We start from the raw sequence: 22857 nt of genomic DNA on the forward strand, positions 1-22857 counted from the left end.
GTGACAACACTTCAGTTCGCCATCATCGGGCTCGGCGTAGGCGCAGCGTACGTCCTCGTCGCCCAAGGCATCGTTCTGATCTATCGTGGCTCTGGCCTGCTGAACTTCGCGCAGGGCACGACCGCGTTGCTCACGGCCCAGATCTTCTATCAAACTCGGGAAAACCTGCCCACAGCGGCGGCGATGGTCATAGCCCTCGCCGCCGCTGCGGGCACCGGGCTGGTCATGCAGCTCATCATGCAGTTGCTGCGCCGAGCATCGGCACTCGTACGCCTGATTGCCACGCTGGGCGTCTTCATGTTTGTCCTTGGCCTCGGGCGCATCATCTGGGGTACGTCGACAGAGATCGTCGCCGATGGGCTCCTTCCCACAGTATTCGTGTCAGTCGGCGACATCAGTGTCGGCACCGACAGGCTGATCCTGTTCGGGTTCGCAGTACTACTGACGGCACTCCTCTGGTTCGTGTACAGCCACACGTCGTTCGGCCGTTCCACCGCTGCAGTCGCCGAGAACGAACAGACGGCCCTCACCCTCGGCCTCTCCCCCAACCTTGTTGGAGCCGCCAACTGGATGGCGGGCTCACTCCTCGCAGGCGTCGCAGGCATCGCGATCGCGCCGATCTCCGGCCTGTCGGTGAGCAACATCGCCCTGCTCGTCATCCCCGGCCTCGCCGCAGCCCTCGTCGGAAACTTCTCGTCGTTCTGGTTGACCCTGGTCGGAGGCCTCTTCCTCGGCGTCCTGCAATCCGTAATCACGCTTCACGTCGACACCGCCGGCTGGTCCGTCTCGGCGCCGTTCATCCTCATCGTGCTGCTGGTCATGCTCCGCGGGCGGGCCCTTCCGCTCCGTGGCGACATGCTTGAGCGTCCGATGCGAGCGGGCACCGGGTGGATCAAGGCACGCTACGTCGTCCCAATGGTCCTCGCCGCAGTCGCCCTGGTCGCAATCTCGTCCGACGAATGGTTGTACGCCCTCAGCGGCTCGATCATCATCGCGATGGTCGGCCTCTCAGTGCTGCTCGTCACGGGCTATGCAGGTCAGCTCTCACTTGCCCAACTGACGTTGGCGGGTATCGGCGCGCTCGTCGCCGGTCAGGCCGGCGACGCCGGCTGGCCGTTCGTTCCAGCGCTCGTCGCTGGAGTCCTAGTGAGCACCGCGGTCGGCTTGCTAGTTGGTCTTCCGGCCCTGCGCGTGCGGGGCGTCAACTTGGCCGTCGCCACGATCGGCCTGAGCCTGGCGATTGAGCGACTCGTCCTTGCCAACCCGACCCTTAAGGGAGGAAGCACCGGCCTCGTCTCCGCGCCCCCGAGCATGCTGGGCATCGACCTGGACTTCCTGTCGCATCCAGTCCGGTTCACCCTCTTCCTGCTCGCAATCTTCGTGCTCTGTGCCTATCTCGTGACGAACGTGCGCCGGGGAGCGACTGGACGACGACTTCTCGCGCTACGCAACGACGAGCGCGCGGCTGCAAGTCTCGGCGTCGGCGTTTTGTCGGCCAAGCTGTACGCGTTCGGGTTGGCTTCTGCGCTCGCCGGACTCGCCGGCGCGCTCGCTGCCTACCGGTTCCGGCGAGTCAATCTGGCCGAGTACACGACCCTCGATTCGATCATGCTTGTCGTAAACGGCGTGGTCGGCGGAGTGGGTTACGTCTTCGGTGCCATCAACAGCGGCCTCTCTGCACAAGGTGGTGCAGTTGCCCACGCACTGGGCAAGCTCGATCCGGCCTGGGTCAACGGTGTTGCCGCCATCGGCGGAGCGGCTGTCCTGCTCGTCGTGCTGACGACTCCCGACGGCGTCTTCGGCGCATGGGCTCATTTGGCGCGCAGGCTGCGAACCGAGCCCGCCGCCCCACAGTTTGCCCCGAAAGCCGACAGTGCCATTGCCCACAGGGAGACTCTTGTTGCAAGCGACATCACAGTTCGATTCGGAGCGGTGACTGCGGTCGACAACGTTTCGTTCGAAGTGCGACCTGGCGAGGTTCTCGGGCTCATCGGAGCTAACGGCGCGGGAAAGACCACACTCGTTGATGCCTTGTGCGGTCTCGTGCCGGCCAGCGGCAGCATTTCGCTCGGTGATATCGAGCTGAGCCAGAATTCCGCTCGTGGCCGTGCCGCGGCCGGCTTGGGGCGCACATTCCAGTCGGTGGATCTGTTCGATGACATGACGGTGCTCGACAATCTTCGAACAGCGTCGGAGGCTGGAGAGCGGTGGCACTACGTACGTGACCCATTCCGCCCGAAGCCTGCCGAATTGCCTGCTGAGGTTGGAGAAGCCATCAACCAACTCGGACTGAGCGACGAGCTGAACGCCGCTCCTGACACCCTCCCTTCGGGTCGCCGCCGACTCGTTGGGATGGCACGCACTCTTGCCGCAAGGCCGACCTGCGTCTTCCTTGACGAGCCAGCGGCAGGCTTGTCCGACGACGAGACGGCGGAGCTCGGCCGACTCATTCGCGTGCTCGCCGAGGAATGGAACCTTCCCATCGTGCTGATCGAGCATGACGTGGCGCTGGTGGCATCGGTCAGCGATCGGATCATTGCGCTGTCGCTCGGGCAGGTCATCGCTCAGGGAACACCAGACGAAGTGCTGCGCGACCCCGCAGTCATCACCTCCTACCTCGGGACGCCTCCCGTAGAGCAGGAACAGAAACCCGAGCTCGAGCTCTCCGAACGGAGCACGTCATGACGAACTCCCTCCTCTCCGCTGAAAAGGTGCACGGCGGCTACGGCCGCATCGGCGTTTTGCGCGGTGTCGACATCGCGGTGAACCCCGGTGAAGTGGTCGCATTGTTCGGACCAAACGGCGCAGGCAAGACCACGACTCTCCTCACCCTCGCAGGGCTGCTCCCGACCACATCGGGATCGATCGCGTGGAAGGGCAGCACCAAGTCGACCGCAGCGCACAAGCGGGCTCGCCAAGGGTTGATGCTGGTACCCGAACGATCGGTCTTCCGGCAGATGACTGTCGAGTCGAACCTCCGCCTCGGCAAGGGTGACCCGGAGGCCGCGGTCGAGCACTTTCCGGAGCTCAAACCCCTCATGCGGCGGCGTGCTGGGCTCCTATCGGGTGGTGAGCAACAAATGCTTACCGTCGGCAGGGCACTGTCGACCCAGCCGTCCCTGCTGCTGATAGACGAGCTGTCACTGGGCCTTGCTCCCGTTATTGTCAACCGCTTGCTCGAAGCAGTTCGCGCCGCGGCTGACTCAGGGGTCGGCGTTCTGCTCGTCGAGCAGCAGGTGGAGCGGGCGATGACAATCATCGATCGCGGCTACGTGATGGTGCGTGGCGAGGTTGCCCTCGAAGGTACCCGCGAAGTTCTCCATCAGAACCGCCACCTTGTTCAGAGCTCCTATCTCGCATGATCAAGCGGTTTCCGCCGGATGTAGAGGCGCTGAGGTCGTACGACACTCCGACGCTCGCAAACGGACTCGACGGGTTGACGGATCGCCCGACGAACTCGGGATATACGCGTCCCCCCATCCACGCCATCACGCCAGGTATGCCGCCGATGCTCGGCCGAGCCGTCACAGCGACGATCCGATCCGAGTCGGTCTGGCCGACACGGGAAGAGCGCGATGAGTCCATGATCGGCCTGTTCAACCTGCTTGCCTCGTCGCAGGAGCCGACCGTGCTCGTCGTGCAGGACCTGGATGGGCCAGAGGGGTCCGGATGCCTGTGGGGTGAGGTCAACTGTTCGATCGCTTTGGCCCTGGGTTGCGAGGGGGTCGTAACTGATGGGCTGGTGCGCGACATCCCAGAGGTGTCGGCAACTGGCTTCGGCTACATCGCGCGCGGGGTTGGCATCTCGCACGCCTACGTACGGGTCGAGGCGGTCGGAGACGTCGTTGAGGTTGCTGGCGCGACTGTACGTCCGGGTGAGCTGATCCACGCAGACCGGCACGGTGCACTCGTTATTCCCGAGGAAGCGATCGACCGGCTCGTCGATTCCTCTGAGTCGGTAATTGCCCGCGAGCAGAAACTGATCGGCTGGGCCAGATCCCAAGAGTTCGACCCCCGCGAGCTGCGGCAACGACGGCTCGATCATTGACTAGTCGACGGTGTACTTCTGTACGCGGCTCACCAGCGGAGAGCGTGCAGAAACTCCGCCATCGACGATCAGTGTCTGACCCGTGACGAAACCCGAGTCCTCATCTGTCGCGAAGAAGAGACTGGCTCTTGCGATATCGTCTGGAATACCGAGCCTGGTCAGCTGTACGTCTAGGAACACTTCCGGCGGCCCTGCCATCCCGGGCTGGTGGGTCGCTCGCTCGTCGTCGTGTGGAACGAACCCGATGACAACGCAGTTCGTCCGAATACCGTGCGGCGCATACTCGACAGCGAACGAACGCGTCAGGCTGATGATCGCTCCCTTTGCCGCCGTGTACGTGTCGATGCCAGGGTGACCCAGGTGCGCCGCCACCGATGAGATGTTGATGATCGAGCCATGATCCTGACGCATCATGACCGGCACAACATGCTTCACCACTGCGAGCACGCCGACGAGGTTGACGTCGAGAAGCCGGCGGACGGTGTCGAGGTCGAGGTTGTGCGCGGCACCATCCTGCTTTTGCCGCATCTGATCTATTCCGGCGGCGTTGTTCACCAAGATGTCGATGCGGCCGAACTCCTCCGTCGCACGCTTCACGAGATGGGCAACGGCCGTTTCGTCGGTAACGTCGGCGGGCACGAAGACGGCTCGACCTTCACCCAGGCGCGACACCTCTTCGGCTGCAGAAGCACCAGCGGCCTCGTCCCTGCCGGTGATGACGAGGTCTGCGCCTTCAGCTGCAAAGCGAGCTGCCGTTGCGCGCCCTATGCCGTGCGTGGAGCCCGTGACAAGCGCAACACGACCACGCAGCCGTCCATCGGTCCGTGCCATGGGAAGCCCTTCTTTCGTCGGTTGGTGCGTCACCCTCGTGGCATGTGCAGAATTCGCTCCGCGATCAGGTTGCGGGTGACTTGGGAGGTCCCGCTGGCGATCGTCGCCATGCGCGCATGGAGGAAGCGTTCGTGGAGCATTTCGCCGTCACCAGTTGCAACAAGGGCGTCCCGCCCAAATAGGTCCCATGCAATGTCCGCGCGGCGTTGCACGATTTCACCCCGCAGAAGCTTGGCGACGGTGCCCTCCGATCCTGACTTTCCCCCCTCGACTGCTCGTACGGCTGCGCGCTTCGTCAGCGCAACTAGGGCAAGCTCACGACCCACCAGCTCGCCCACCACCGCTCGCATCTCCGGGCGCTCGTCAGCTCGGTTTCGGTAGACATCGAGAAGGTCAAGCTCGCCGCCGAACGCATGCTGTGTTCCCACCGTGACGCGTTCCTGTCCCAGCGTGGCCCGAGCCACCGTCCAACCGGCATTCACCTCGCCGATCACATCCCGGTCTGGCACGAACACATCGTCGAGGGTGATCTCGTTGAACATGGCGTCGCCGGTGATGTCTCGCAACGGTCGTATGGTCACGCCATCGGCGTGCATGTCAACGACCATCACAGTGATCGTCCGGTGCTTGTCCTCGAGAGGTCCGGTCCGCACCGTCGCGAAACCGAAGTCACAGTCCAACGCACGACTGGTCCAGACCTTCCGACCTCGAACCAGCCACCCCCCCTCGACCCGCCTACCACGCGTTCGAATGGATGCGGCATCTGAACCGGCGTCCGGCTCGCTAAACATCTGGCACCAAGCGAGCTCCCCCGCAAGGGTTGGTCGAAGAAGTCGTTCATGCTGGTCGGAAGTGCCGAACTCCATGAGGGACGGCACGATCCACTCGGCGATCCCGTAGTGAGGATGCGCTAGTCCGGCAAGCTCTTCGGCGATGACGAGCTGCTCTACGGGCCCTGCCCCACGTCCCCAGGGCGACGGCCAGTGCGGCGAGGCATAACCCTCCTCAATCAGTGCTGCGCGCTGCTCTGCGGGCGACAGCTCAAGATGCCGCGCGCGGAACGCCGCAAGATCCGGCCTCATTTCGTCTGCCTCATCGGGCAGGTCGATCGTTGGATCGGGAGCGATGCCGGCGAGCCCGAGGGTCACAACGTCGCGTGCAGAATCGGCAGTGCCAACGAATGCCTTGAGCGTCGCCGCACGTCGAAGATAGAGGTGCGCGTCGTGCTCCCACGTGTAGCCGACTCCGCCGAGTACCTGAATGTGGTCCTGCGCCGCCTTCACCGCGACTGGAAGGCACACCGCAGCCGCAGCCGCAGCTGTTAGATGGAAGGCGTGCACCCCTTGACCTGCTCGCCGGTCCAGGTGTCTTACGGCATCCCAGGCGGATGCGGAAGCAAGCTCGACAGTCCCGAACATGTCGGCACAAAGGTGCTTGACCGCCTGGAACTGACCGATTGGTTGACCAAATTGGGTACGAACTCCGGCGTACTCGACAGCAAGCTCGACACAGGCACGCCCGACGCCCACCGACTGGGCCGCCGCCAGGCTCCGCACCACAGCCCGCCCTGTCGCAGCCCCCGCCGCAACTCGGGCCGCGGGCACAGCGTCGAGACGCACCGTTGTCACTGCAAGGCTGGGATCCATGCTTTCGGCACTTTTCGTGCTGTCGAGCAACACCCCAGCGTTCACCACGAATACGTCCTGATCACCGATCAGGACGAGCACGCCACCAGCGGAACCCCCAAGCACCGTTGCGGAGCCAGCCGACAGCAATCCGTCAGCCCACAGCGCGCCTCCGCCCAGGAACCCCACACCTCCAACGGTCGACCCGTCGCAGAGTCCAGGTAGCCATTCGCGTTGTTGGTCGGCTGGTGCCGTCGCTGCGAGCAGAGCAGACGCGCACGCGGAGACGAACAGCTGACCTGGCGCCAGCGCGTGTCCAATTTCCTCTATCACGGCGAGAAGATCGAGCGCCGACCCTCCGGACCCGCCGACACTCTCGTCGACTGTGAGCCCCAAGAGACCGAGCTCCGCCACGGCCGCGTGCAATGGAGCCGAGGCGTCGTCACCGTCCAGTGACCTCCGCGTGATCTCACGGGCACTGAGATCTGCCAACACCTGTCGGATCAGAGCACGGACATCCGCGCCTTCGTCAATGCGCACGCTGACCACCGTTTGTCGCGATCTCGAGCGTTCGAATCTCACGTTCTCGGATCTCCGCCCTACGCAGCTTCCCTGCGTCGTTTCGCAGAGGTTCGTCGACAACTCGATAGGACCGCGGCACCTTCACGCGGAGAAGCCGAGCGCGCAGGAAGACCTCCAAGTCATCTGTGCTGAAATCGGCTGGTGCCTCCACCACAGCGTGGAGGCGCTGCCCCAGTTCGTCATCTGGCAGACCGACTACAGCGCAGCTTTCGACGCCAGGAAATTCAAGGATTGCGCCTTCCGTTTCTGCCGGATAGACGTTGATCCCCCCGACCAAGATCATGTCCGTCGTTCGGTCGGCAAGGTATAGGAAGCCGTCGGGGTCCAGTCGTCCTCGGTCGCCCATCGTCTGCCAGCCGTCCTCGATGACGTGTGGTTCGGCGCCGACATAGCGATACGTCCGCGGTGCCGTGATGTTGCGCATGAACACCGTGCCCGTGACATCAGCCGCAGCGTCTGCTCCGGTGTCGTCGACAATCTTGATCTCCCCCTGGAATGGACGCCCGACTGAACCCGGTCGTTCGAGCCACTCCTCTCCGCTGATCGAAGTCAGCGCAAGGCCCTCTGTGGTCCCGTAGAGCTCCATCAGCACATCCGCTCCGACCAGCTCGATCCAGCGACGCTTGAGCCACTCGGGGCAGGGGGCGGCCATGTGCCAAACCGTCTCTAGCGATGACAAGTCGAACGCCATGGGATCGGCCTCTATGGTGCGCGCCATTCGGTGCATCATCGTCGGCACGAGGCAAACCCAGCTGATTTGGTGCTTAGCGATCAACTGCAGGGCAAGCGCTGCATCGAAACGCTCCATGACGATCAGGTGCTGACCACTCAACGCACCGAACATCGCCCAGTTGAATGGCGACGCGTGATACAGCGGACCGACGACAAGCTGACGCTGGCCGGCAACCATGCGCAGTGACGACACTGCTCCGATCGTCAGTTCAGACGTTTGGGCGGGAATGATCAGTTTGGGTAGGCCGGTACTCCCCCCTGATGTAGCCATCTTCCAGAAATCCATCGCCGGCGGAACCGGCAAATCCTCGTCACTAACGTGTGTGGAAGCCTGATAGCCGGGAGCGATACGACGTACGCTCTCGCTCTCGCCGCCGCCCTCACCGACGAGCAGCACCGGGTCTATGAGCGCGATCAGTTGATCCTGCTCGATTCGAGTGAGCCGCGGAGACACTGGCACCGGCACTGCCCCCAGCTTCCAAACGGCGTGCACGACGGTGAAGAACTCGATGCCGTTCGGTAAGGCGATCGCCACACGAGACTCATGACCAACGCCCAGCTCTTGGTACTCGCGTGCCAATCGGTTGGCGGCCCGATTGAGCTCCCGCCGGGTCAACGTGATGTCTCCCGCCGTGAGCAACGGCGCGTGAGGATCCTGGGCGGCAAGGGTCGCCAGTGCTGTACCTACGTGCATCCGTACTCTCCTTTTGACATTGACTCTCTATCGTATTTGAGAGTTAATATCAATATCTACTGACATTCACCAAAGGAGACGTCGCATGGTCCAGGCAGCGGAGCGGTGTCAAGCTGCGAACACCTACGGCGCGGGCAACGAGTTCTCAATCGGTATCTCGATCGCCTCAGTGACACACCTGGCGCCCGGGGCCACCGAGTCACTGTTCGAAGCCACGGCGGAGGTCGCAACGGCGATCGATCAGGCTGGCGCCGACTTGCTCGCGGTGCCTGACCACGTCATGCAGATGAAGATCGGCGGCGGAGCCGACGCCCCTATGCTCGAGGCCTACACACTGCTTGGCGCTTTGGCCGCGACGACGTCGCGCACCCGTCTCGGTGCATTCGTAACACCCGCGTCAATGCGCAACCCTGCATTGCTCGCCAAATCCGTCACTACTGTCGACGTGGTGTCCGCCGGCCGCGCTGTGCTCGGAATCGGCGCCGGTGTCAACGCCGAGGAACATCTCGCCTACGGAATCGAGTTTCCGGCGATCGGAACCCGTATGGCTCGCCTAGAGGAGACGCTTGCGATTTGCTCGAAGATGTTCTCTCAGCGAATGACAACCTTCCAGGGCGAGCACTTCGGCGTCACCGATGCCCGAAACATCCCCACCCCGGTGCAGGTCCGACTGCCGATCCTCATCGGAGGCGGAGGCGAAAAATTCACACTGCCGCTGGTCGCCCGATTCGCTGACGTGTCGAACCTGCCACCAGCAGCCGATGACGCCGAGCTGCGGGCCAAGCTTGAAACGATTGACGCCCTGTGCGAGAAGAACGATCGTGATCCGCGCGAGATCCACCGCACGGCATTCCTGATGCAGCCCGAAAGCGTCGACGCCCTACGCAAGAGGGCTGCCGAGCTGATGGCCCTGGGATTTCAGGGAGTCATCATTGCCGCGGCAACAGCGACACCCGACCTCGTCACGTCTTGGATCGAGGCGATTCGGAGCGACTTCGGATGAGGAACCCAGCAAGTCAGAGGGGCATCCCCACTGAAGACACACGCTGCGTCTGCCTACGGTGACGAGCAACCGAATCTTCTGGCGTACCAGGAAGGCGAGATGGTGAAGCTAGGACTTGTTTTCGACCTGCGCAACCCACAGGCGTGGGCACGTCCGATGGCTCAGGTCTACGCCTCGGCGCTTGACGTCGCGGAGGAAGCCGATCGGCTAGGCATCGGCGGGCTGTGGTTCTCCGAGCATCACCGCTTCGTAGACGGCTATCTGCCTCAACCACTCACCTTCGCTGCTGCGGTAGCTGCGCGCACACGGCAGGCACGGCTGGGTACCTGCGTCATGCAACCTGCCCTCAGGATTCCCGCGCAGCTCGCGGAAGAGGCAGCAGTTGTCGACATTCTCAGCTCGGGCCGCCTAGAGCTCGGTGTTGGAGCTGGATACCGCGTCCCCGAGTTTGAGTTGTTCGGGGTGGAGGGAAATCAGCGCTACGAACGAACAGAAGCCGCAATCACAGAGATCCGCCGAATGTGGGCGGACGGCTCAGTCACTCCCCCACCCGTCCAAGGTTCACTCCCGGTGTGGGGAGGCTTTTATGGCCCGCGTGGCGCTCGGCTCGCCGGGCGTCTCGGGATGGGCCTGCTCTACATGTCAAGGGCGCGGTTCGCCGACTATTCCGCAGCCCTGGTGGCTGCCGGCCACCCCGCCGAGAGCGCCCGGGTGTCGGGACTCATGCCGATCATCCTCGCCGACGACCCGGACAGAACTCTGCACGAGATTGCGCCGCACCTCGCACACCAGCAGGACACATATGCGTTCCACGAGGCCGAAGGTACTGGCAAAGAACCTCGACCCCCCGTAGACCCGTACGAGCTGACCCGCCCCGGGCCCGACGGAGCCCCGGCAAGCTTTCAGGTCCTCACACCGCAGGACGCCGCAATCTACCTCCGCGAGCGATCCCGAGACCTACCCGTGGAACACCTCATCTTGTGGGCGAGTATCGCCGCGATGCCCGAGCACGTGGTCAATCGCCACGTCGAGCTGGTGTGTCACGACCTCACACGCGAGCTCGGTATCGCGCCATGACGCGGGGAGACAAGATCATCGGGGACGTCGAAAGCCTCATTGCAGGTCGCACTCCGCAGGCTGACGGAGCCGACAGGGACCTGTGGGCTGCCCAGTTCGACGCGGGCTTGGCCTGGGTGCATTTTCCGAATGGGCGGGGGGGACGTGGCATGCCTCGATCGACCCAACAACTGATTGACACCCGACTCGCGGAGGCGGGCTTTGCCAGTCCTTCGATTCACAACCAGATCGGAGTCGGCCTCGTCGCCGGCACATTGATCACACACGGAACGGAGGAGCAGATCGATAGGCACCTACGTCCCACCTTCACCACTGACGAGATCTGGTGCCAGCTTTTCAGTGAGCCCGGTGCCGGCTCCGACCTTGCCAACCTGTCGACGTCCGCTCGCCGCAACGGCGACAGCTGGACGGTGACGGGCGAGAAGATGTGGACCAGCTTTGCGCGTTCGGCTCGTTGGGGACTCTTGCTGGCGCGGACAGACCCGCAGGCACGGAAGCACGCTGGCATCACCTGCTTCATTGTCGACATGCATGACCCGGCGGTGACCGTCAGGCCCATACGCCAGATCAACGGCTACTCACGGGTGAGCGAAGTACACCTGGATGCAGTCCAGCTTGCCGACACGGCACGGGTTGGGGCCGTAGGCGAGGGTTGGTCCGTTGCACTGACGGCGTTGTCCAACGAACGAGTGATGCTGGGTGCGAAGACCAAGGTCGATCGACCAGAGGATCGCCACATCGACACGGCCGTAAGAGCGTGGCGCGATCACGGCCGCGATCCTGCGATTGTCGACGAACTCACTCAGGTGTGGATCCGCGCAGAACTGGTTCGACTGACGGCCGTTCGTGCCGCCGAAGCCCAGAAAGCCGGGACGGCAGGCCCAGAGGCAGCGATCGGCAAGCTGGCTGCGGCCGAGCTCGAGCAGGACATCTTCGATCTGACGATGGAGGCGCTAGGCGACGAGGCTCTTCTTTACCCGGGCTACGACGACCTCGAGGACGCGCCCTACCTCGAGCTTGAATACGCAGATCCACGCTCCGCCTACCTGTCGTCCCGCCGAACCACGATCGCCGGCGGAACCTCTGAGATCATGCGCAACGTTCTGGGCGAACGCGTCCTCGGCCTGCCCGCCGAGCCTCGGGTCGACAAGGACGTCCCCTGGATCCTGACCAAGCGAAGCTAGGAGAACCCATGCCAATCATCGTCTCCACCATCAAGGCGCTCGACCAGAAAGGCGACACCGTCGAGAAACTCATCGCCGACGCGATTCCCGAGATCCAGAAACTCTCGGGATGCGAAAAATACGCCCTGCACCGCCTGAAGGGCAGGTCACGTCGTGGGGAGTTCCGACTCATCGAGAAATGGACCACAGATGCGGACCTCGCCAACTACGGCTTGGCACCCGTGTTGATCAAGCTTCACGATGATCTCGAGTCCCTGATCCACGCCCTCGATGACTATGTCGTCGTGGAAGCCGTTGTCTACGGCGATCCTGCCGTAGGCGCCATCTGATCCTCAGTCCTTGGAGGTCCAACCAAGCTCGGCCGCGATGCGGCGACGGTGAGCCCTTGGAGTGCCGAGGACATGCTGTCCCGACATCGCTCGCTTGAGATACAGATGAGCTGGGTGCTCCCAGGTGAACCCGACCCCACCGTGGACCTGGATCGCTCCAGTCGCACATCTGTAGAAGGCCTCCGCACAGAAAGATGCCGCAGTCGCTGCGACGACTGCGGTCTCGCGATCGTCGGCGGCTATCGCGACGGCATAGCGTGCCGCGGTCCGAGCCAGCTCCACGTCAACGAGCATGTCCGCGCAGCGATGCTTGACGGCTTGGAACGACCCGATCGGTCGGCCGAACTGCATGCGGGAGGTTGCGTGTGCCACTGACATGTCGAGGACAGCCTGCGCTCCGCCAACTTGCTCAGATGCCAGTAGAATCGCTCCGGCGTCTCGCGCCTGTGCGACCGCGGACGACGCGTGAGGTGGACCGGCAACCAGCTCCGCGGACGCGCCCCTGAACTCAAGGTCGGCGAGCTTGCGGGTCTGGTCAAGCGTCCCCAGCGGTTTCGCACTCACCGACTCGTTGGCGTCTACCGCAAGAAGTATTGATCCGTCTGGGCCCTCAGCCAGTATCAGGATGGTGTCCGCCAAAGCGCCATCGAGCACGCTCTTTGCCATTCCCGAAACATTCCAGCCACCGTCAACACCCGGGGTCACTCTGCACGAGACGGACGTCGCCAGGGTCACGATTCGGCGACCTTGCGCCAGGTCTCCAAGAATTGTGCTCGCCCGGCCCGGAAACGACTCTTCGACTTCAAGCAGTGCGACAGTAGCGAGCGAGGAGGATAGGAGCGGCACGCACGCGAGAGCCTTCCCTGCTTCCTCCATCACGACGGCGAGCTCATTCATTGAGGCACCGCTGCCACCGAGACGCTGAGGCACGGTCATTCCGGTGAGGCCCAGGTCGGCCATGGTGCGCCAGAGTGCCAGGTCGAGACCGCGATCGGTTGCCATCCAGTGCCGCACATCGGTCTCGCTGGATCTCTTCGCGAAGAGGCTGACGACCATCCGTCTGAGCGCGTCGAGCTCCTCACTCTCCATGTCGGCCGTCACTGACTGACCCGGGCACGGATCCCCTCGCGAAAAGCCTCGGAAGAGAACGTCTCCGACTCTGCCGAGAATGCGAAGTCGAGCACCGGGTTGACAGCACGCGAGAGGTGGATGTTTATGGCGCGCTTGGTGTCACGCAACGCCCGCTGCGGCTGGTCCGCAAGCCTTCGGGCCATCTCGAGCGCTTGTGGCATGAGATCGTCTGGCGCCACGACCCGGTTGGCCATGCCCAGCTGCTCAGCGTGCTCGGCCGTGATCTTGTCGCCTGTGTAGAGAAACTCCTTGGCGTGGATCAGGCTGGTCAGCAACGGCCAGCACAGCGCGCCGCCATCGGCGGCGACCAGCCCGATAGACACGTGTGGGTCCGCAAAGAATGCCCGCTCGGAGGCAAAGACCAAATCGCTGAGGAACGCGACACTGCAGCCGAGCCCCACCGCCGGGCCGTTCACTGCGGCGATCACCGGGAGGGGAAACGCCATCATCTCTGTGACAATCCGGCGTGCGTGATACATGCTGTCGTACCGGTATTCCTCGTCCTCGGCGGTCTTCAGAATGAGCTCCATGTCACCGCCGGCAGAGAAGGCCTTTCCGGCGCCCGTCAACACCACGACCCGAGCATCTGCATCGCTGGCAATCTCAGACCAGACCTGGGCGAGGGCGAGGTGAAGCTCCTCGTTCACAGCATTGCGCTGATCCGGTCGGTTCATCGTCACGATCCGGACAGGACCGTCCTTCTCGACCAACAATGCACCACTCGTCCTGGACATGATGTCTCCTTCATTGGGGTGGCTCACACGCTAGGAAGCCCCTGCCGCCGCGGCGAGTGGAGACTGCCCTACGAATTGAGGTTTCCACAATTCATCTTCTTTTGACATTCACACATATACAAGAGTTACACTGAAATGGTAGTAAGACCCAGTTCGAGGTGAGAGGGGCGGCCATGAGCATTACTGCCAATCGCGAGTCCGCTCCCGCAGCCATACCCATAGCGAACGCGAGAACCGTCACGCTCGTGAGAGGTGCACGGGGCTCGGGCCGCGCGGCTCAAGTCGCCCAACGGGGGGAATCTCTTCGTGATTCCGGATTCACCTGGGTCGAGGTCCTGACTCGCAGTCGCACCGACACCGACACGACACCCGCACTCCTTGAGGCGTTGTGGCGCTCCGGCTTGGCCAAGCGACCAGCACTTGTTGACCTAGAGAGCTATCTCGGAGGCCTTCCGGGCGGAGACTGTTCCAACGAGCAGCGTGCGATCGCTCATCAGCTGGACATGTTGCGATCCGACCGATCGATCGTCGTCACGATCGACGATGCATCGCGACTCGACTCCGTGAGTCTCGAGCTGATCCCCGCCCTGTTCGGAGCGGTCGGCGGGTCGGTGCACGTGATCGCTGCGACGGAGATCGACACGACATGGGACCGGGAGTGGGCCATCTGTCTCGATCGTCTCGGCCGCCGCGCCTCGATCGTCACGACCCGCATCGCCCCAATGTCCCCGACGGCGGTACGCGAGCACGTACGGGCAAGATTCGGACGCACGTTGGAAACCGACGAAGCGGCCGTCCTCACGACCTACGTCGGCGGGAACCCCTGGCTCCTGGACCACGTGCTCTCAGCGTGCCCGGACCACGACGAGCCTCTCATCAGTCGCCTCAAGTCACGTCGAGCCTTGTTCACCCCCGCAGCGGCCGATCACACTGTCCGACATCTTGTTGGTCCCAATGACACTCATGCTGCGGTAGCGGCAGCGGTCGCGTTCATCGGCACCGCCACCACCACCCGTTTGGGTCTGGTTTCTGAGCTCGTCAACCTGCGCGAAGACGACCTCGCAGAGATCCTTGACGAACTGACGTGTCGGCAAATTCTCTCGCCTGCGCCATGGACGGTGACCTCGAGCGCCTTGGCAAGAGCGCTCGATGAGGCCTGCGGCGCCGGCCGTCGGGCGCTGTGGCACACCATCTCTGCGCGGTGGCTCAGCGCCCTCCCCTCGTCTGATCAAGCGACCTGCGAACTCGCGGCCCACCTCATCCACACAGCTGAGCCGGGCGACGAGGCCGCCACAAGATCGTTGTTGTCCGCCGCCGACATCCTGTCGTCAACATCGCCTGGCGACTCCGCAACGTACTACGCAGCTGCCTCGGCACTGCTTGGCCCCGCTGACCCCCAACGCGGAAGTGTCCAGCTGCGCCTGGCTCGCGCGCTGCTGTTCGACGGCCGGGTGAAAGAGGCTCAGGACGTCGCCGCGGCGGTAATGCCGACTCTGGTCGAGGACACCGACCGGGCCAGGGCGATGCACATCGTCAACGAGGCCTCCGGAACGCTAGGCGAAAGTGGCGTCGATCAGTCGGTCCAGGCCTGCTCCACCTCGTCACCGTCTGGCCACATTCCAGCCCTGAGGGCGCATCTGTCCGCCCGCGCAGGCGATCTTCCGGCTGCGCAGGTCGCCATCGGCGAGGTCAGGAAGTCGCTTCGAGGTGAACCCGCCCGCGGTCGGATCATCCCCGCGATTCATCTGGCGCATGCGCAAGGACTGGTCGCCGGCTACGACGACATGATCGATACGATCGACGCCATTGTCGCGGCTCTCCCCGACGAACCGGTTCCCACACAGATCGCAGCCCTGACCAACGTCGCGTTTCTGCTCGGAATGCAAGGCGACGTGCGCACGGCAGAACACATCGCCGCAGCTCACGATCTTCTTGACGGATCAGGTCTAGGCCTCATGCGTATCGAGCTTGAGACGGCCAATATCGTGCACGAGTTCCACACCGGCCAGTGGGACAGCGCCCTGACACGGATCGAAAGACTTCGCCCACAGGTCACCGAGGCAGGCTCGATCAACGGCCTGGTTCTCGCACAATCGATCGAGTGTGGGATCCAGGTGCACCGCGGGCAGTGGGCAAAAGCCCGTGGGGTCGAGCTCGATCTCCACGATGACGCAGGAGCACGCGCGCTGGCGGCGTGGAACCAGTCCGCGATCGACCTTCAGAGCGGCGAGGCCGAGACTGCTCTCAAAGTTCTCGAAGCAGCCCTGCGCGCCCCAGCCCCACCACGGTTCCGCCACCTACTTGCCGTGCGGGCCGGTGAGGCTGAGCTTGTCCTCGGCCGCCCCGCCCAGGCCGCCGCTTGTGCCCGACTCGTGCTCGATGACCGACCCGGAGCCCGCCACGTCTCGCTCACACATCTCGACGCTCAACGTCTGTTGGCTCTGGCCATCGGAGACGTCGACCTCGCCACGGCGGCGCGGGAGGCAAGTCTCGGCCGGGACGCGGCCTTCCTTCAGGCAACCACCACGTTTGCACTTGGCACATTGCGCCCGGATGGTGAGAACCTGCTGCGCGAAGCGTATGAGCGGTTCCATGCTCTCGGCGCCGATCCGTCTCGTCGCAAATGCGCAACCGAGCTGCGCAGGCGCGGCCAAAAGGTTCCACGGCATCGCGAGCCGCGGCCGACGACACTCACCGACGTCGAACTCCAGGTCGGCCGGCTGGTCCAGCTGGGGCGTCAAAATCGCGAAATCGCAGTTTCAATGTCCCTGAGCGTCAAGACCGTCGAGGCCTACCTGACTCGCATCTACGCAAAAACGGGTTGCGCCTCGCGCCTTGAGCTAGCGCGCCAGCTCGACGAGCACCCCCCGACGACCTAGCGGAAGCGACACCGTAAACATAGGGGCATTCCCAATGCGCGTTCAGATCAACCGAACGCACGATGAATCCTGTGGCAAGCACAGACACATCGGTCAGGTCGGTTTCCGACCACCGCAGGGATCTCCGGGCGTGGCTCCGAGAGCATCCCGAGCTGCCTGCGCGTCTCGAGCACGAACCCGTTGAGATCGAGCCAGCACTGGCAGAGGAACAACTGCTTCAGCGCGAACTGTGGGACGCCGGATTCGGTCGACGTGGTTGGCCGGTCGAGCAAGGCGGTCTGGGCGGCTCGGCGGTGCTGCGCGCCGTCACCTACGAGGAGCTCGTCCTTGCTGGCCATCGTGTCCCGCAGCCGAGCTACACGCTCGAGACTCTGTGTCCGGCCCTGATCAGATTTGCGCCTGACCTTGCCTCCGAAGTCCTCCCCCCTGCCCTGCGAGGCGACGAGATCTGGTGCCAAGGCTTCTCGGAAGCCGAGGCAGGAAGCGACCTGGCGTCGCTAGCCTGCCGGGCAACGCCGGTCGGCGATGACTGGGCACTGACCGGGCACAAACTGTGGTCGAGCTTCGGACACGTCTCGCAGCGTTCTGCTGTTCTTGCACGAACCGGGGAGCCCGGCCACCGCGGCATCTCGATGTTCTTGGTCGACCTCGAGGGGGCATCTGTCGAGACCCCGGCCATCAGGGCAAGTGGTGGTCGCAACGAGTTCTCAGAGATTGTGTTCGACCACCATCTCGTTGCCGGCTCCCGCCTGGTCGGCGAGCCCGGCCAGGGCTGGGCGATCGCGATGTACCTGCTGCAGTGGGAGCGGGGAATGTACGCCTGGCAGCGCCAAGCAACCCTTCGCGCCCGGCTCGCCGCCGCCTCGGAGCGAGTTACCGGGTCCGCATCGTCGCGAGCAACCAACGACCGCGTCGCACGCGCGTGGACGTTGCTATCCGCCCTGCGTCGTCGCTCGGTAAGGACAGTCCGGCTGCTCGCCGACGGTGAGAGTCCGGGTCCCGAGGTGTCGATCGACAAGATCCTGCTGTCCCAGTCCGAGCAGGCCGTGATGGACGTCGTTCGCCTCTCGCACGGAGCAGCGTTCATTGATTCGGATGATCCTGAGGATGAGCTGGTACGGAACGAGTGGTTCTACAGTCGGGCCGCAAGCATCTACGGCGGCGCCGTCGACATCCAGAAGTCGATCGTCGCCGAGCACGTCCTCGGACTTCCGAGGAGCCGATGATGACCGGGTCGAGCTGGGACTCCGAACTCGTCGCGGATGCGCGTGCATCCGCCGCACGAATGTTCGCGGCAAATGAGTTTGTAGGTGTCGAGGCATTCGCCGCCATGGGGTGGGAAGAGCTTGTCCTGGCACACCCGGCTCTCGCAATCACAGTTCTGTCGCAGGAGGCCGGTCGTCAGCTCAGCGGGTCACGAGTACTCGAACTCGCACTGCGCCATGGCTTGTCGACCGTCGACGCACCACCAGTTGAGTCCTCAGCTGTGGTCCTCCCGCATAGCCTCGCCCCGTTCCACGACGAACCCACGGTGACCGGCCTTGCCTGGGTCGACGGCCCAGATCCTATCGACTGGATCGTGCCCGTGCGCCGAGACGACGTGGTGGTCCTGCTCCACGTTGCTGGCCACCAAGGTTCGCCTCAACCGGTCGTCGGCCTGGATCCCGAGCGTGGTCTCTCACGAGTCACGATCGATCTCGCCGGCGCAACACCCCTGCCCTGCAACTGGACTGTCGGGGTGAATCATGCGCTGATGTCGCTGGCCGCAGAGCTCGTCGGGCTGGCAAGCGCAATGATCGAGGTAGCCCGCGAGCATGTCGTGACGAGGCACCAGTTCGGCGTTCCACTGGGGGCGTTTCAGGTTGTCCAGCACCGCCTCGCCGACACCCACGTCGCGGTAGAGGCAGCTCAGTCGCTACTGGAATGGGACACCGTCGACCACACCTCCACGGCGTCGGCGACCGCCGCGCTAGCCGCACACCACGCGTTTGATCTCGCCACGTCCCAGTGCAGTCAGGTTTTGGGCGCGATGGGATCGACGTGGGAGCACTCGATGCACCGATATGTGAGGCGTGGCCACGCCGTTGCGTCCTGGATCGACTTGAACGTCCTGGCCGAGATCGTCCGTGCAGGACTAGGGGCCGCTGCCGTAGAGCTGGAGGAAGTCTGGTGACAACCTCCGCATCCTGGTCGTCGACTCCCGAACCACGCCCCGAGTCAGACGCTGTGCGCACCCTGTGGGACCGACAGCAGATCAACGACGCTCTCCTTCGCTACTGCCGCGGTATCGATCGATGTGACGAAGAACTGATCCTCTCGGCTTATCACCCTGATGCTCGCGACGATCACGGAGTCTTCGTGGGTACGGCCGCAGAGTTCTCCGCCTGGGCTGTGGCCGGCCTTCTCCGAGTTGTGCAGTCGACAACCCACGAGCTGTCGAACGTAATGATCGAGGTGAACGGCGACACAGCGCGTGCCGAGTCGCTATTTGTTGGCTCACACGTCCAGGACACCGACGAGGGCATAACCGTCAATCAGTTCCACGGCCGCTATCTCGACGTTCTGACTTTCCGGAACGATCGCTGGGCCATCGAGGAGCGTCGCACGGTCTACGACTGGACCGAGTCACGCTCGACTCAGCGAACCCATCCGGCAGACGACCCGCGATTCGCACACGGCTCGCGTTCGCGCACGGATCCCGTCTACGTCGGATGGGAGCGCTGGAGCGGCGCATCGAACGGAGTAGGCCGATGACGTCAACGCTTCACGACCGACTTCGGACAGCAGCTGAACAGCGCGGAGATTCGGTAGCACTTCGATTCCTCGATGAAGAACTGACGTTTGCCCAGCTCGATCGCCGAGTCGATGGGCTGGCTCGGGCCCTGATCGACCTCGGCATCGGTCCGTCTGATCGGGTGCTGATCGCGGCGAGTCTTCGGCCGGACGTCATCGTCGCCCAATACGCAGTGTCCAGCGTGGGCGCTGCATTCGTGATGACCAACCCTGCCTGGCAGGACGACGAAGTGGCTCACGCCCTGAGGCTGACTGAGCCCTCCGCAGTCCTGGCCGACCTGCCCACGGCAGCATCGGGCAATTTCGCTTCCATCAAGCACCGAGTGTGTCTCGACGATGCCGCCCCCGGTGGTTGGCATGCAAGCGCGGACCTCGTATCGTGCGCGGCGGGGTCACCTCCCTACGAGTCGGCATCCGATCCCATGCGTGATGTCGCCCTCGTGTTCAGCTCGGGAACGACCGGCATGCCGAAGGCGGTCCGTCACTCCCACGTCTCACTTCTGGCCAACGTCGACGCCTGGACAGCAGCAGCCGCCATCGACGAGTCCGACAGATTGCAGCTGTTCCTCCCGCTCTTCCACACCTACGGGATCGTGACAGTTGCCACAGCCATTAGCGCCAGGAGCTCTCTCCGACTCATTCCGGCGTTCGACCTCGACACCGTGCTCGACAACATCGTCGATGAGCGAATCACGATCATCTTCGGCGCGACACCGGTTTTCGCCGGATTGGCCAGCCGCGTCGACCTCGGCTCCTTCGATCTGTCCAGCCTGCGCTATGCCGTTTGGGGGGCGACGCCCATCGTCGCCGCGACAGCCGCCGCTCTCTCGCAACGAACAGGGATGCGCTGGCTCGCTGCCTACGGTGCCAGCGAAGCGCCGGTGCTGTGCAGCACACCGGTTCTCTCAGGTGACGATCCGCACCTGGGTACGGCCGGGAGAGCCGTCTCCGGTGTCGAGCTGCGAATCGTGGATCTCGATACGGGCGAACTCGTCCCTCCAGGAGCATCGGGGGAAATCCAGGCTCGCGGCTCACAGGTCATGCTCGGCTACCTTCCACAGGGGGCAAACCTCGAGGCCTTTGACGACACTTGGTTGCGGACCGGAGACATCGGTTGGCAGGACGACGATGGCTGGCTCCACATCACCGATCGAGTCAAGGAGATGCTCAAGGTCAGCGCCTTCCAGGTCGCCCCGGTCGAGCTCGAGCGGGTGTTGTTCCGCCACCCCGCCGTCGCTGACTGCGCGGTCTACGGACTGCCCGATGATCGACTCGGTGAGCTGCCGAAAGCCGCCGTCGTCCTCGCCGCGGGCGCCTCACTGACCGAGGACGAAGTGATTTCGTGGTTCGAGCCCCAGCTCGCCCGTTACAAGCGACTCCGTGCCGTGGCATTCGTCGATCACATCCCACGCACTGCCTCCGGCAAGGTCCTTCGTCGCGTCCTTCGCGACGCAGACCTCGCCGCACTCGACTCCCAGACGACCACCACATGACAGCGCAGACTCCCTCACGCAAGCCCGGTGTCATCGCCCAACAGGACGGCGACACCGTGACGCTCTTCCTCAACCGGCCCGAACGTCACAACGCACTAGCCCGCTACGTGCATCACGATCTCGGTACGGCGATCGATGCGCTCCGGGACGAGCAAGGCGTGTGCTTCGTCGTGCTCCGTGGCAGCGGTGACACGTTCTCGAGCGGAGGTGATCTCGACGAGCTCAGGTCGGGCCTTCCCATTGACTACCTGCAGGACTACTGGGCACGAATGGAGGCCTCCGTGTTGGCGCTCCGTCGCCTTCCACACGTCGTCATCTCAGCGGTATCAGGCGCAGCTGTCGGTGCGGGAGCAGCACTTGCACTGGCCGCCGACATAGTCATCGCGGAGACCGATGCGCGGTGGCGCTTCAGCTTCGGCCATGTGGGATTCGTGCCTGATGCCGGCAGCACCCTATCGATCGCGCGTTCGGGTGGCGGAGCACTGGCCCGCGATCTCCTTTTGACCGGGCGCTGGATGAGCTCGGAGGAGGCACACCGTTCTGGCCTGATTGCACGCCTCGCCCTGCCTGGCGAGCTGGACCGCACGGTCGCGCAACTGCTTGACGAACTTCGCCAGTCGCCTGCGATCTCCTTGGCGATGACCAAAGACCTGATCGAGAACCTGACCAACCCGGACTTCGCTGCCAGCGTTCGTACCGAAGGTGTCTACCAGTCCTCGATCGGAACAAACGCCCACCATCGGGCACACCTGACTCAGCGCTTCGGGCGACTGGACGACTGACTCAACCCCCAACAGGAGGACATCATGTACGACGGACCCGTGATCGACGCTTTCTTCCATCCCGGATGGGCCGCGACGACACCCGACACCTTCGGAGACCGCGACTCGTGGCTTTCCGACCCCATGCGTAGTCGCGTCATGCGGACCTTCCAGCAGGGCGGCGACGAACCCAAGACTGCCGAGGCCAGCCTCGCCGACACGATCGGCGAGATGGATCGCGCGGGCGTGGAACTCGCGGTCTTCCAGGCATCGCTCTACTACTCGACCGATCGTCAAGGTCTTGAGAACCGCGTCGAGGAGCACGTCGACGCGATCAAGCAGTACCCGGACCGCTTCCGCCACGCTGGCACGATTCTGCCGCCGCGGCAGGGACCGGGCACCTACTGGGACGTGATGGAGAACCCGCGCATCCTTGAGGAGCACAAGGAGAAGTACGGCATCGAGGGAATCCACATCCTTCCCAGCCCGTGGGGCACCCCACCGAACGACAAGTGGTTCTGGCCGCTCTTCGCAAAGTGTGTGGAGCTCGACCTCTGGGTCTTTTCATATGTCGGGATGCCCGGTCCGTTGTGGCCGACGTACCCCAACTATCCGCTTCATCTCGACGACGTGTGCATCGCCTTCCCCGAACTGAAGATCGCCGCGCACCACATCGGCGATCCGTGGGTTTCGATGATGACTCATCTTGCCGCGAAGCACCCGAACCTCTACATCTGTACGTCGGCGTGGTCACCGAAGCGTTACCCCAAGGAGCTTTTGGAGTTCATGGGCGGCAAGTGGCACGGCCAAGCGGGAGCCGACAAGGTCATCTTCGGCACCGACTATCCCCTGCTGAACCTCGAGAAGTCCGTCGCTGACGCTCGCGCGCTCGACTTGCCGGACGAAGTTCTCGAGAAGTTCCTGTACGGCAACATGAAGCGCCTCCTGGAGGGCTGAACCA

At 63.7% G+C, this 22857-nt stretch carries 19 protein-coding genes and 1 pseudogene; 14 read left to right on the plus strand and 6 right to left on the minus strand.

Annotated features, from left to right (window positions below; all coding sequences use genetic code 11):
- From ABD683_RS02560 to ABD683_RS02570, 3 genes are read left to right on the plus strand one after another with little or no spacing between them, the layout of a single operon-like run.
- Positions 1-2685 carry an ABC transporter permease subunit gene (locus tag ABD683_RS02560; protein ID WP_344767028.1) on the plus strand — a complete coding sequence of 895 codons (2685 nt, stop codon included), beginning with the start codon at positions 1-3 and terminating at the stop codon, positions 2683-2685.
- Positions 2682-3362: an ABC transporter ATP-binding protein gene (locus ABD683_RS02565; protein ID WP_344767029.1), complete on the plus strand. Its 681-nt coding sequence runs from the start codon at positions 2682-2684 to the stop codon at positions 3360-3362. Before ABD683_RS02560 ends, ABD683_RS02565 begins: the two co-directional genes overlap by 4 nt.
- Complete coding sequence (locus tag ABD683_RS02570) at positions 3359-4048, plus strand: RraA family protein (RefSeq protein WP_344767030.1); 690 nt, start codon at positions 3359-3361, stop codon at positions 4046-4048. The genes ABD683_RS02565 and ABD683_RS02570 overlap by 4 nt, the downstream gene beginning before the upstream one ends.
- Here ABD683_RS02570 and ABD683_RS02575 read toward each other — a convergent pair whose 3' ends face one another.
- The 4 genes and pseudogenes from ABD683_RS02575 to ABD683_RS02590 all read right to left on the minus strand — a co-directional run bounded on the left by ABD683_RS02575 (position 4049) and on the right by ABD683_RS02590 (position 8512).
- The gene (locus ABD683_RS02575) at positions 4049-4879 is read right to left on the minus strand and encodes an SDR family NAD(P)-dependent oxidoreductase (RefSeq protein ID WP_344767032.1); all 831 of its coding nucleotides are present in this window, start codon (positions 4877-4879) and stop codon (positions 4049-4051) included. It abuts the gene before it with no gap.
- Between the two features lie 29 nt (positions 4880-4908).
- Entirely contained in the window at positions 4909-6606 is a 1698-nt protein-coding gene (locus tag ABD683_RS02580; protein ID WP_344767034.1) for an acyl-CoA dehydrogenase family protein, read from the minus strand.
- Positions 6607-6768: 162 nt separating this feature from the next.
- Positions 6769-7086 (minus strand): annotated as a pseudogene (locus ABD683_RS18530) (acyl-CoA dehydrogenase family protein); the annotation flags it as partial.
- Positions 7034-8512 carry an AMP-binding protein gene (locus ABD683_RS02590; RefSeq protein WP_344767037.1) on the minus strand — a complete coding sequence of 493 codons (1479 nt, stop codon included), beginning with the start codon at positions 8510-8512 and terminating at the stop codon, positions 7034-7036. The gene ABD683_RS02590 and the pseudogene ABD683_RS18530, both read right to left, overlap by 53 nt.
- 85 nt (positions 8513-8597) lie before the next feature.
- On the opposite strand from ABD683_RS02590, the gene ABD683_RS02595 reads away from it, so the two are divergent.
- The 4 genes from ABD683_RS02595 to ABD683_RS02610 all read left to right on the plus strand — a co-directional run bounded on the left by ABD683_RS02595 (position 8598) and on the right by ABD683_RS02610 (position 12105).
- Positions 8598-9515: a TIGR03560 family F420-dependent LLM class oxidoreductase gene (locus ABD683_RS02595; protein ID WP_344767039.1), complete on the plus strand. Its 918-nt coding sequence runs from the start codon at positions 8598-8600 to the stop codon at positions 9513-9515.
- Positions 9516-9614: 99 nt separating this feature from the next.
- Entirely contained in the window at positions 9615-10592 is a 978-nt protein-coding gene (locus ABD683_RS02600; RefSeq protein ID WP_344767041.1) for an LLM class flavin-dependent oxidoreductase, read from the plus strand.
- The gene (locus ABD683_RS02605) at positions 10589-11776 is read left to right on the plus strand and encodes an acyl-CoA dehydrogenase family protein (protein ID WP_344767043.1); all 1188 of its coding nucleotides are present in this window, start codon (positions 10589-10591) and stop codon (positions 11774-11776) included. The genes ABD683_RS02600 and ABD683_RS02605 overlap by 4 nt, the downstream gene beginning before the upstream one ends.
- Before the next feature lie 8 nt (positions 11777-11784).
- The gene (locus tag ABD683_RS02610) at positions 11785-12105 is read left to right on the plus strand and encodes a putative quinol monooxygenase (RefSeq protein WP_344767045.1); all 321 of its coding nucleotides are present in this window, start codon (positions 11785-11787) and stop codon (positions 12103-12105) included.
- Positions 12106-12108: 3 nt separating this feature from the next.
- On the opposite strand, the gene ABD683_RS02615 is transcribed toward ABD683_RS02610, so the two are convergent.
- On the minus strand, positions 12109-13206 hold the full coding sequence (locus ABD683_RS02615) for an acyl-CoA dehydrogenase family protein (RefSeq protein WP_344767047.1): 1098 nt from the start codon (positions 13204-13206) through the stop codon (positions 12109-12111).
- Positions 13203-13970 (minus strand): enoyl-CoA hydratase/isomerase family protein, encoded by a 768-nt coding sequence (locus ABD683_RS02620; protein ID WP_344767049.1) that lies wholly within the window; start codon positions 13968-13970, stop codon positions 13203-13205. Before ABD683_RS02620 ends, ABD683_RS02615 begins: the two co-directional genes overlap by 4 nt.
- 401 nt (positions 13971-14371) lie before the next feature.
- Between ABD683_RS02620 and ABD683_RS02625 the strand changes: the two genes are divergently transcribed.
- The 7 genes from ABD683_RS02625 to ABD683_RS02655 all read left to right on the plus strand — a co-directional run bounded on the left by ABD683_RS02625 (position 14372) and on the right by ABD683_RS02655 (position 22853).
- The gene (locus ABD683_RS02625) at positions 14372-16849 is read left to right on the plus strand and encodes a helix-turn-helix transcriptional regulator (RefSeq protein WP_344767050.1); all 2478 of its coding nucleotides are present in this window, start codon (positions 14372-14374) and stop codon (positions 16847-16849) included.
- Between the two features lie 71 nt (positions 16850-16920).
- Complete coding sequence (locus ABD683_RS02630; RefSeq protein WP_344767052.1) at positions 16921-18075, plus strand: acyl-CoA dehydrogenase family protein; 1155 nt, start codon at positions 16921-16923, stop codon at positions 18073-18075.
- The gene (locus ABD683_RS02635; RefSeq protein WP_344767054.1) at positions 18075-19022 is read left to right on the plus strand and encodes an acyl-CoA dehydrogenase family protein; all 948 of its coding nucleotides are present in this window, start codon (positions 18075-18077) and stop codon (positions 19020-19022) included. The genes ABD683_RS02630 and ABD683_RS02635 overlap by 1 nt, the downstream gene beginning before the upstream one ends.
- Before the next feature lie 53 nt (positions 19023-19075).
- On the plus strand, positions 19076-19603 hold the full coding sequence (locus ABD683_RS02640; RefSeq protein ID WP_344767056.1) for a nuclear transport factor 2 family protein: 528 nt from the start codon (positions 19076-19078) through the stop codon (positions 19601-19603).
- The gene (locus ABD683_RS02645; protein ID WP_344767057.1) at positions 19600-21135 is read left to right on the plus strand and encodes a class I adenylate-forming enzyme family protein; all 1536 of its coding nucleotides are present in this window, start codon (positions 19600-19602) and stop codon (positions 21133-21135) included. Before ABD683_RS02640 ends, ABD683_RS02645 begins: the two co-directional genes overlap by 4 nt.
- Positions 21132-21917 carry an enoyl-CoA hydratase/isomerase family protein gene (locus tag ABD683_RS02650; protein WP_344767059.1) on the plus strand — a complete coding sequence of 262 codons (786 nt, stop codon included), beginning with the start codon at positions 21132-21134 and terminating at the stop codon, positions 21915-21917. The genes ABD683_RS02645 and ABD683_RS02650 overlap by 4 nt, the downstream gene beginning before the upstream one ends.
- A gap of 24 nt (positions 21918-21941) precedes the next feature.
- Complete coding sequence (locus tag ABD683_RS02655) at positions 21942-22853, plus strand: amidohydrolase family protein (RefSeq protein WP_344767060.1); 912 nt, start codon at positions 21942-21944, stop codon at positions 22851-22853.
- The last annotated feature ends 4 nt before the right edge of the window (positions 22854-22857 follow it).

The organism is Aeromicrobium panaciterrae, from assembly GCF_039537165.1.
GTDB lineage: Bacteria > Actinomycetota > Actinomycetes > Propionibacteriales > Nocardioidaceae > Aeromicrobium > Aeromicrobium panaciterrae.